Source organism: Verrucomicrobiia bacterium, from assembly GCA_026414565.1.
GTDB lineage: Bacteria > Verrucomicrobiota > Verrucomicrobiia > Limisphaerales > Fontisphaeraceae > Fontisphaera.
The window spans coordinates 1-10,110 of record JAOAIT010000008.1 but is presented as its reverse complement, the minus strand read 5'-3'; the positions used below and the strand labels follow the sequence as shown (position 1 = coordinate 10,110).

Here is a 10,110-nt window from a genome sequence, read left to right as displayed (position 1 = left end):
CGCCTCCCCCGCCCCCGGCCGCCTCCCCCCCGCCCGCCGCCGCACCCTTCCCGCCGGCATGGATTATTTCCTCCGCCGCGTAGGCGCCCTCTCCGCCCGCGCCCTGCAGGTGGGCTCCCCCTTCGATTACGCCCGCCAAATGCGCGTCTTCCTCGTCCAGCAAATGCCCGATCCCACCGACGACGGCTACCGCGCCGCCCTCCAACACTGGATCGAGCACTTCATCCGCATGACCCACGGCAAGGCCTTCGTCCTCTTCACCAGCTACAAGCTCATGCAGGACATCGGCCAGGCCATGCAGCCCTTCTTCAACGACCTGGGCATCGAGTGCTTCATCCAGGGCACCGGCACCCCCCGCTCCCTCATGCTGGAAAAATTCAAGGCCGATCGCGATTCCGTCCTCTTCGGCACCGACAGCTTCTGGCAGGGCGTGGACGTCCCCGGCGAGTCCCTCTCCAACGTCATCATCACCCGCCTGCCTTTTGCCGTCCCCGACCACCCCCTCATCGAAGCCCGCCTCGAAGCCATTGAAGCCCGCGGCGGCGACAGCTTCTACGAATTCAGCCTCCCCGAGGCCATCCTCAAATTTCGCCAGGGCGTCGGCCGTCTCATCCGCACCAAACAGGATACCGGCGTCGTCGTCATCCTCGACAACCGCATCCTCAGCAAAAATTACGGCGCCGCCTTCCTCCAATCCCTCCCCGATTGCCCCCGCCAAATTGTCTAGCCCGACCCCCGCGCCTTCACCACCGCGTCTTCAGCCCGCACGCCCGCGCCACGCACCACCCCCGCAGTGCCTCGTAGATCATAAACGCTCCCGCCGCCACCAACAGCCAGCCCCAGCCCCTCCCCCGCGCCAACGCCACATACACCCCCCCGCCCCCGCACAACAAACCGCTGATCCCCCGCAACCAGCGGCCCGTCTTGCCAATATTCGGCGCGAAAAAGGAGCCTCTCATGCTCACCGCTCAATCCCCCGCCGTTGCTGCTGAATGGCCCGCCGCACCAGCGGTATGACCTCCTCCGCTGGCATCTCCACCGTCACCGACGCCTGCGCCCCCTGCTGCCCCGTCTCCCAGCCCGCCGCCAATTGATTCAACACCGGCCGCTCCTTCAACACCGTCAACACCCCCCGCACCCCCTGCAATATGTCCCGATACGCCTTGGCCGTGTCCTCCTGCGCCGCCGTCACCCGCAACGTCAGCCGCACCTTCCCCCCCGGGTTCTCATTCAATTCCGCCTCCAAGCCCTTGACGTCCTGCAACACCGCCTGCACCGGCGGCGGCAAATTCGGCAGGGTGATTTTCCCGGCGCTGGCCGCCAATATCGGCCCCCCCGCCGCCGGCTCCGCCGCCTTGCGGCCCTGCCGGCTGAGCGCCGGCTTGTTCAACACCTCCAAAGCCGACCGCACCAGCGCCGCCTGCGGCGCCACCACCACCGTGTCCTGCCCATGCACCGCGCCAAAAGTCCGCGCATTCGGCACCCCCCGCCCCGCCCGCCGCGCATCCCGCCAGCCATGAATCAAATGCTCCCCGTGCTTCTCCGCCGCATACTCCGGATTCGCCGTCACCAGCTCCTGCAGGCGGGCCGCGTCAAACTTCCCCTTCGCCACTATCACCACCTTGTCCTCCCCCGGCTCCCACCCAAACACCGCCGCCTGCGCCAGATCCTGCCGCGGATCAAAGTTCAACGCCACCTTCAGCCCCTCAAACACCCGCACCAGCGGCGTCTGCTCCAGCTCGGTGAGTATCTTCTGCCCCAACTGCGTCTCCTTCAGCCGCTCAAAGTCCGCCTGGATGTGCCACAACGCATCCGCCGGCACCAGCGGCGCCGCCGCCGTCTCCGCCGCCCGCACCACCGCGGCCGCCAGCAGGCCGCCGCACACAAGCAACTGCAAAAGTTTTTTCATAGGCTCTGGTGTTCTCTCTTCCGCCCTCTTCCCGAAGGCCATTCATCTTCCATGACCCCTCCCCGCGCCACCAGGTTTCAGCTTTTTTCCAAACCGCTCCCCCGCCCCCCGCCCCCCATCTCCTGCTCCACCCGCAACCGCAACTGCCCGCACGCCGCATCAATGTCGTGCCCCTTCTCCCGTCGCAGCGTCGCCGTCACCCGCCGCTGCTGCAGCACCGCCAAAAACGCCTCGCACTGGCTCTCCGCCGGACGCTTCCACGCCAGCCCCTCCACTCGATTGTAGGGAATGAGATTGACCTTCGCATGCAACCGCCGCGCCAGGGCCGCCAGCCGCGCCGCCTCGCTCAACGCATCATTCACCCCCTCAATCAAAATATACTCCAGCGTGATCATGCGCCCCTTCCGCTCCACGTAATATTCGCAGGCCGCCACCAGCTCGCTCAGCGGATACTTCCGATTCACCGGCATCAGCCGGCCCCGCACTTCATCCGTGGCCCCATGCAGGCTGATCGCCAACTGCACCTGCAACGGCTGCTCCGCCAACTGCCGGATTTGCGGCGCCAATCCGCTGGTGGACACCGTGATCTTCCGCGCCCCAATCCCGCCCCCCCACGGCGCATTCAAAATCGTCAACGCCTTCATCAAATGGGCGTAGTTGGCCAGCGGCTCCCCCATCCCCATGATCACCAGATTGTCCACCGCCCGCTCCAACGCCCCCTCCGTCCCCCCTTCCCCCCGCCCCGCCTCCCGCGCCTGCCACCGCTCCACCGCCAGCACCTGCTCCACAATCTCATCCGGCGTCAAATTCCGCTTCCACCCCAGCAGCCCGCTGGCGCAAAATTTGCACCCATACGCGCAGCCCACCTGCGTGGACACACACAACGTCCGCCGATCGCTCCGATCCCCGTACAACGCCGGATTGGCCGGTATCAGCACGCTCTCCACCAGCGCCCCATCCCCCAGCCGCCACAAAAACTTCCGCGTCGCATCCGCGCTCCCCTGCACCCGCACCAGCCGCAGCGGACGCACCGGCAGCATCTCCCCCAGCCGCGCCCGCAGGCGCTTCGGCAGATTCGTCATCGCCTCCCACCCCTCCACCCGCCGGCGATACAACCACTCCAATATCTGATCCGCCCGGTACGCCGGCTCGCCGGCCTCCTGCACCACCGCCAGCAATTCTTCGCGACTCAGCGCCTGCAACGCGGGGGCTTCAGCCGCGCCCGCCGCCCGCTCCGCCTCAGTGGATTTGGTAATACTTTTCAACGTACTCCTGCACCATCCGCCACGTCGTGTACTTGGGCACCAGCGTCGCCATGGCCCGCCGGATCATCTGAATCCACTTGCGCGGCAGCCCCGCCGAATCCCGGTTGTAAAAACACGGAATCACCTGCGTCGTCAGCACCTTGTACAAATTCTCCGCGTCCCGCCGATCCTGCTCCTCCACATTGTCCGGATGCGAATCATCCCCTATGGCAAATCCATTCGTCCCGTCATACCCCTCCCGCCACCACCCATCCATGATGCTCAGATTCAGGCACCCGTGGCACCCCGCCTTCTGCCCGCTCGTCCCCGAGGCCTCCAGCGGCCGCCGCGGATTGTTCAACCACACATCACACCCCGACACCATCTGCCGCGCCACATGCACATCATAATTCTCAATGAACACCAGATGCCCCTTCAAATCGCTGAACTTGCTCAAATGGATGATGTGCTGAATAAACCGCTTCCCCTCGTCATCCCGCGGATGCGCCTTGCCCGCAAAAATAAACTGGATTGGCCGCGACTTGTCCTTGCACAGCTTGACGATGTTGTCGAACTGCTGGAAAATCAACGGCGCCCGCTTGTACGTCGCAAATCGCCGCGCAAAGCCTATCGTCAGCGCATCCGGATTCAGCAGTTGATCGTACTCAATAAAATCCCGCTGCGTAAAACGCTGCCCCTGGATCAACAACCGCCGCCGCGCAAATTCAATCAGCTCCCGCCGCAGCCGGTACCGCAACGCCCAGATTTCCTCGTCCGAAATAAAATGGGGATCCAGCATCTTCTGCCAGAACGCCGGATCATTGATCTGCTCCTCCCAGTTCGCCGGCGGCTTCTGCACCCAGAAACTCGTGGTCTCGCCCCCCGTCGGCCCCGCCTCCACCACGCTCGTCAATTTCCGCCGCCAAAACCGCCGCACCGGCCCCTTCATCCACCCCAGCAAATGAATCCCGTTGGTGATGTGCCCAATCGGCACCTCCTCCACCGGCCGGTCCGGATACAAACAATGCCACATCCGCCGGCTCACCTGCCCGTGCAGCTCGCTCACCCCGTTGGCCGCCCGCGAGCACTTCAACGCCAGCACCGTCATGCAAAACGGCTCCTTCGGATCCTCCGGATGCACCCGCCCCAGCGCCATCAGCTCCGGCAGCGTCAAATGCAGATTGTGCAAAAATTGCTGCCCCACGTAGCTCATCAAATCCGGACTGAACCGATCATGCCCCGCCTCCACCGGCGTGTGCGTCGTGAAAATGCACTCCTGCCGCGTCGCCGCCAGCGCATCCGCAAACAACGCCCCCGCCGCCATCTTCTCCCGGATCAGCTCCAGCGTCAAAAACGCCGCATGCCCCTCGTTCATGTGAAACACCGACGGCTGGATCCCCAGCGCCCGCAGCAACCGCACCCCCCCCACCCCCAGCAAGATCTCCTGCATGATCCGCGTCGTGCTGTCCCCCCCGTACACCCGCAGCGTCAAATCCCGAAAATGCGGCTCGTTCTCCGGCAGATTCGTGTCCAGCAAATACACCACGCACCGCCCCACATTCACCCGCCACGCCTGGAACAACACCTCGCTCATCGCGATCCGCACCATCCCCGTCAGCGGCTCCCCACGCGCGTTCAACACCGGCTCCATCGGCAGATTCCGCGGATTCAAATTCGCGTAGTACTCCGTCTGCCAGTTGTCCTGGTTGATCGCCTGCTGAAAATACCCCTCCCGATAAAACAGCGACACCCCCACAAATCCCAGACCCAAATCACTCGCCGCCTTCGCATGATCCCCCGCCAGCACCCCCAAACCCCCCGCCGCTATCGGCAGCGTCTCATGAAAACCAAACTCCGCGCAGAAATACGCCACCGGATGCGCGCTGAACTCCGGCGCATGCTGTGCCGCCCAGGTGTTCTTCTCATTCAAATAGGCCTGAAAATGCGCCAGCACCCGCCGCACCCGCTCCGCAAAATCGTGATCCTGCAGCCGCACCTTCAGCTCATAATCCGAAATCTCATGCAGCACCGCCACCGCGTTGTGATACAAGTTCTGCCACCCGCGCGGCGACAGCTCCGAAAATATCTCCTGCGCCTCTTGATTCCACGTCCACCACAGGTTGCGGGCCAGCCGGTTCAGCCCCACCGTCAACTCCGTCAATTCACTCGCCGTCAATGGAGGTTTAGCCATAGTCGTCTAGGTTGCTGCTCACCATTACCAATCGCCCCATCATGTTACTTCACCCCCTGCCCTCCGGCCAGCACATTATTTGGCCCAACCCCCTCCGCCAACCCCGCCCCCTCCGCCTGCAACACCCGCCGCAACGAACGGTGCGCCCCCACAATCAACAGCGTCGCCAGCATCGCCAGAAACGTCGCAAACAAAAACACCGGCCGCAAATTGTTGCCCGACATCGCCGCCAGCCGCCCCGCCATCCAGTTCGCAAACATCGGCCCCAGCCCCATGCTGCATATCCCCATCATCGTCTGCGCCGACGCCCGCACCGCATCCGTCGCCAGCCGGTTCACCAGCATGCTCGCCCCGATGTGGTACAGCACCACAAACGCCCCCGCCAACAGATAACTCAACGCCAGCAGCCACAAATCACTCAACACGCTGAACAACAAATTCCGCACCACCAGCGCCAGACACCCCAACACCACCGTCCGCACCAGATTCAACCGCCGGATCAACTCCGGCTGATGCTGAAACAACCACACCTCAAACACCACCCCAATCGCCTGCGCCGGCCCAATCCACGGACGCGGCATCCCCAACTGCTCCAAAAACGGCGGACTGTAAAATGTCACCAGCGAAAACGACCCCGACAGCAAAAACATGCTCAGCAACACCACCAGATAATTCGGATTCCCCAGCAGTTGCCGCACCGCCTGCACATACGCCGGTTGCCGCCCCGCCCCCACCAGCCGCCTCCGCCCCCCGCAGGGCGTGTGCGGCAAATAACACGCCAGCAGCGCCATCCCCAGCCCCAGCGCCATCCCCAAATACAAAATAAAATTCAACCCCGCCTCCGGCCGGCTCGCCGTCCACACCGAAATCGGCACAAAGGGAAGGATCCACCCCACCGAACCCCACGCCCGCAATCCGCTGAAACTGCTCTCCGGCCGCGCCAGGTGATGAAACCCCAGCGCGTTGATCAAATGAAACGTCGGAAAGATAAACGCCGTATAGGCCACATATCCCGCCAGCAGCCCCCCAAACTCATGCTGCTGCGCCAGCACCGCCAGCGCCACCGCTCCCAGCACATTCACCAGCAGCAACACCCGGTCCAGCGGCACATACCGGTCCGCCACCATCCCCCAAAAAAACGGCGCCACCAGCAGCACCCCCGCCGACGTCATGATGATGTGGCTGATCTGATGATAGCTCAACCCCCGATCCACCAGCCACATGCTCACAAACGGGATCACCGCCCCGCACGTGGCATACTGCATCAACATCGCCCACCGCAGCGACCGCCGCGGACGATCCTGCGCTGCCCATGCCTTCGCACCCGGTCCCATACCCCGCCGCATTCTCGACGGCCGGGGCCGCCCTCACAAGCAAAATGAGGGCACGGAAACTCCCCCCGTCTCCGTGCCCTCCCTCAACCCCGTTTGTCCTTCCCTCAACCCTCCACCACCACTCGCCGCGGCTTGGCCTTCTCCGCCTTCGGCAGCACCAGCGTCAACACCCCCTGCTCCATCCGGGCGGATATCCGGTTGGTGTCAATCGCCGGATCCAGCTCAAACACCCGCCGATAATGCGCCGGCCGCGTCTCCCGATGCAGCGTCTCCCCCTTGAACGGCGTCAAATCACGCCGCCCCGTGATCACCAGCTCATTATCCTCCACCGTCACCTCCAGCCCACCCTTGTTCACCCCCGGCATCTCCGCCAGAATCGTGTACGCCTCCTTCGTCTCGTATATGTCCACATTCGGCGCCATCCACAACTCCTGCTCCCGCGTCACCGCCGCCGGAGCACCCGCTTCCTTCTTCTCAATCGCATGGCTGCTCATAGGACCGCTCCTTTCCACTCGTTTAGCTTGTTCCTCCGCCCCGCTCAATTCCCCACGCTCACCGCAATCTGCTTCGGCTTGGCCTCCTCCGCCTTCGGCAAAATCACCGTCAACACCCCGTCCGCGTAGTTGGCCTTCACCCCCTCCGCGTTCACCGGCACAGGCAGCGCCACCGAACGCTGAAACCGCCCATAAAAACGCTCCAACCGATGAGCCTCAGCCTCCTTGAACTGCTCATCCGCCTTCCGCTCACCGGCCACCGTCAGGGTCCCCTCATGCAGGGACACCTCGATATCTTCCTTCTTCATCCCCGGCAGCTCGACCTTCGCCACCAGATGATCCTTGTCCTCATACAAATCCAGCGCCGGCCCCCACGCCCCCATCAGGCGCGGAAAAACTCCCCACTCCGGCAGCGTCGTGTCGAACAATCGGTTGATTTCTTCCTGCAAACGCCCCAGTGGCTCAAATCCCAGCCACGGGTTGATCTCCGGTCGTTGCCATCGCATCAGTGTCATAAGCCTGTCCTTTCCTCTGTTGTTTGTCTTCTTTTGCCATCACCCTCCTTAGCTAAGCCAATGCCAGGCTCTATTAATTACATAAGTAATTCATTAAAAGTTACTTACACATTTTAATAACCCAATATACTCGCTTGTTGTGTGTATTTATGGCGCTTGTTTTGTTCATTTTTGTGTGTCTAATTGGCGCATTTGCCAGCCCTTTACAACCCCAATATCCGCTTTCACCACTCAGCTTATTCTGCTTCCTCCATCCGCCGGCAAATCTCCTCCCCAATCGCCAGCGACGCCGTCGCCGCCGGGCTGGGCGCGTTCAACACATGCAACGCCCGCGCCCGCTGAATCAGATGAAAATCACTCACCAAATCCCCCTCCACACTCATCGCCTGGGCGCGCACCCCGGCGCCCCCCGGCGCCAAATCCTCCGGCCGAATTTCCGGCACCAACCGCTGCAGTGAAGCGCAAAAACGCCGTTTGCTGAACGACCGCACCCATTCCTGCCAGCACATCCGCTGATGCCTCCGCAAAAACCGCCACAACCCCGGAAAACTCAGCGCATCCCACAAATCCGCCACATTAATATCCGTCTTCCGATACCCCTCCCGCGCCCAGGCCAGCACCGCATTCGGCCCCGCCTCAATGCCCCCATGAATCAGCCGCGTAAAATGCACCCCCAAAAAAGGAAACTGCGGATCCGGCACCGGATAAATCAAATGCCGCACCAAATGCTGCCGCTCCGGACGAATCTTATAATACTCACCCCGGAACGGCACAATGCGCACGCTCCGTTGCTCCCCCGCCAGCTCGCTCACCCGGTCACAGTGCAAACCCGCGCAATTCAACAAATAATCCCCCTCATACTCCCCCGCCGTGGTGTGCGCCACCCAGCCGGTGGCCGTCGTCTGCAAACGATACACCCGCGCCCCCGTGACCACCTGCCCTCCCCTCGCCTGCAGCTCCTTCACCAACGCCCGGCACACCCCCCCATAATCCACAATCCCCTCCTCCGGCACCCGCAGCGCCGCCACTCCCCCCACATGCGGCTCAATCTCCCGCATCTCCTCCACCCCCAGCATCTTCAAGCCCTGCAGCCCGTTTTGCTGGCCCCGCTCATGCAACGCCTGCAGCCGGCCAAGCTCCGTCTCATCCGCCGCCACCACCAGTTTCCCGCAGATTTCATGCGCAATCCCCTGCTCCCGGCAGAAAGCCACCATCTGCCGGATCCCGCTCACCGCCAGCCGCGCCTTCGCCGAACCGGGCTTGTAATACAAACCGGCATGCAACACCCCGCTGTTGTGGCCCGTCTGATGCTGCCCCACCGCCGCCTCCTTCTCCAGCACCCACACCCTCACCCCCGGCCACCGCCGCAACATCTGCCACGCCGTGGCCAGCCCCACAATGCCCCCACCCACAATCAACACCCGCCGATCTGCCCATGCCTGTTTCATGCCCCGTCATGGTGGCGGGGATTGACCCCCACGGTCAAGTTTCCATCCCGCCAGCCCCGCCCCACCGCCGCCAACGGAATTCCCCCCATCCCCGCGTTGACGAACCCCCGCCCACCCAGTACCATGCCGCCCGCATTGCATGTTGGAAGTGATTGAAAAACTACTGGTCCTCCAGGACCGCGACCGCCGCCTCAACCGGTTGCGCCTGGAGCTGGAACGCATCCCCGTCGAACGCCGCGATGCCCAGGCCAAAGCCGAACAGGCCCTCAAAGCTCTCGACCAGGCCAAATTGCAGGTCAAATCCCTCGAAAGCGAACGCAAACGCCTCGAGCTCGAAGTCGAAGCCAAAAACGAACTCATCCAACGCTACCAAACCCAGCAATTCCAAACCCGCAAAAACGAGGAGTTCAAGGCCCTCGGCCATGAAATCGAGCTGAACAAAAAACTCAAATTCGACCTCGAAAACCAGATCCTCGACCTCATGGAAAAAATCGAGGCCGCCCAAAAACAGGTCGAGGCCGCCAACCGCGCCGCCGCCGAGGCCAAAAAACTGGCCGATGAAATCGTCGCCCAGCTCAACCAGCGCGAAGCCAACCTCAAAAAAGACTTTGAAGCCGTCACCGCCGAACGCGCCGCCCTCGCCGCCGGCGTGGACAGCGCCGCCCTCTACCGCTACGAACGCCTCCTCAAAGCCCGCGGCGACAACGTCATCGTCGGCATAGACCACGGCGTCTGCGGCGGCTGCCACATGCGCGTCAGCCGCCAAACCGTCGTGGATTGCCGCGCCGCCCAGGAAATCGTCACCTGCCTCAACTGCGGACGCATCCTCTACTACTCCCCCGAAATGGACGTCTCCGTCACCGACTAATCCCCCCGGCCATGAAACAAATCCTCCCCGCCCTCGCCCTCGCCCTCGCCCTCCTCGCCCCCGCCGCCTGCAAAGAAAAATCCGCCCCTCCCCCCCCTGCCCCCACC

The 10,110-nt window shown here is 63.1% G+C and carries 10 protein-coding genes; 2 read left to right on the top strand and 8 right to left on the bottom strand.

Features of this window, described 5'->3' with window-relative positions; all coding sequences use genetic code 11:
- On the top strand, window positions 1-727 hold a 727-nt coding region (locus N3J91_01255), incomplete at its 5' end, for an ATP-dependent DNA helicase (protein MCX8155073.1).
- A gap of 16 nt (window positions 728-743) precedes the next feature.
- Here the strand turns inward: N3J91_01255 and N3J91_01250 are convergent.
- The 8 genes from N3J91_01250 to lhgO all read right to left on the bottom strand — a co-directional run bounded on the left by N3J91_01250 (window position 744) and on the right by lhgO (window position 9,135).
- Entirely contained in the window at window positions 744-959 is a 216-nt protein-coding gene (locus tag N3J91_01250) for a DUF2892 domain-containing protein (protein MCX8155072.1), read from the bottom strand.
- Between the two features lie 2 nt (window positions 960-961).
- Window positions 962-1,909, bottom strand: a complete 948-nt coding sequence (locus N3J91_01245; protein MCX8155071.1) for a DUF3352 domain-containing protein — start codon at window positions 1,907-1,909, stop codon at window positions 962-964.
- A gap of 77 nt (window positions 1,910-1,986) precedes the next feature.
- Complete coding sequence (rlmN, locus tag N3J91_01240; protein ID MCX8155070.1) at window positions 1,987-3,165, bottom strand: 23S rRNA (adenine(2503)-C(2))-methyltransferase RlmN; 1,179 nt, start codon at window positions 3,163-3,165, stop codon at window positions 1,987-1,989.
- Complete coding sequence (glgP, locus tag N3J91_01235; protein ID MCX8155069.1) at window positions 3,149-5,344, bottom strand: alpha-glucan family phosphorylase; 2,196 nt, start codon at window positions 5,342-5,344, stop codon at window positions 3,149-3,151. Before glgP ends, rlmN begins: the two co-directional genes overlap by 17 nt.
- Before the next feature lie 44 nt (window positions 5,345-5,388).
- Window positions 5,389-6,678 (bottom strand): MFS transporter, encoded by a 1,290-nt coding sequence (locus tag N3J91_01230; GenBank protein ID MCX8155068.1) that lies wholly within the window; start codon window positions 6,676-6,678, stop codon window positions 5,389-5,391.
- A 104-nt stretch (window positions 6,679-6,782) separates the two neighbouring features.
- On the bottom strand, window positions 6,783-7,172 hold the full coding sequence (locus N3J91_01225; protein MCX8155067.1) for an Hsp20/alpha crystallin family protein: 390 nt from the start codon (window positions 7,170-7,172) through the stop codon (window positions 6,783-6,785).
- A gap of 44 nt (window positions 7,173-7,216) precedes the next feature.
- Window positions 7,217-7,687 carry an Hsp20/alpha crystallin family protein gene (locus N3J91_01220; GenBank protein ID MCX8155066.1) on the bottom strand — a complete coding sequence of 157 codons (471 nt, stop codon included), beginning with the start codon at window positions 7,685-7,687 and terminating at the stop codon, window positions 7,217-7,219.
- A gap of 236 nt (window positions 7,688-7,923) precedes the next feature.
- Window positions 7,924-9,135, bottom strand: coding sequence for an L-2-hydroxyglutarate oxidase (gene lhgO, locus N3J91_01215; protein ID MCX8155065.1), 1,212 nt, complete (start codon window positions 9,133-9,135; stop codon window positions 7,924-7,926).
- Window positions 9,136-9,274: 139 nt separating this feature from the next.
- Here lhgO and N3J91_01210 point away from each other — a divergent pair, with 139 nt between their 5' ends.
- Complete coding sequence (locus N3J91_01210) at window positions 9,275-10,003, top strand: C4-type zinc ribbon domain-containing protein (GenBank protein ID MCX8155064.1); 729 nt, start codon at window positions 9,275-9,277, stop codon at window positions 10,001-10,003.
- Window positions 10,004-10,110: the final 107 nt, after the last annotated feature.

Excerpts from the sequence above, each read along its gene's own strand:
- N3J91_01250 (MCX8155072.1), bottom strand. The coding sequence starts at position 959 with ATGAGAGGCTCCTTTTTCGCGCCGAATATTGGCAAGACGGGCCGCTGG.
- N3J91_01245 (MCX8155071.1), bottom strand. The coding sequence starts at position 1,909 with ATGAAAAAACTTTTGCAGTTGCTTGTGTGCGGCGGCCTGCTGGCGGCC.
- glgP (MCX8155069.1), bottom strand. The coding sequence starts at position 5,344 with ATGGCTAAACCTCCATTGACGGCGAGTGAATTGACGGAGTTGACGGTG.
- N3J91_01230 (MCX8155068.1), bottom strand. The coding sequence starts at position 6,678 with ATGGGACCGGGTGCGAAGGCATGGGCAGCGCAGGATCGTCCGCGGCGG.
- N3J91_01225 (MCX8155067.1), bottom strand. The coding sequence starts at position 7,172 with ATGAGCAGCCATGCGATTGAGAAGAAGGAAGCGGGTGCTCCGGCGGCG.
- N3J91_01220 (MCX8155066.1), bottom strand. The coding sequence starts at position 7,687 with ATGACACTGATGCGATGGCAACGACCGGAGATCAACCCGTGGCTGGGA.
- lhgO (MCX8155065.1), bottom strand. The coding sequence starts at position 9,135 with ATGAAACAGGCATGGGCAGATCGGCGGGTGTTGATTGTGGGTGGGGGC.
- N3J91_01210 (MCX8155064.1), top strand. The coding sequence starts at position 9,275 with ATGTTGGAAGTGATTGAAAAACTACTGGTCCTCCAGGACCGCGACCGC.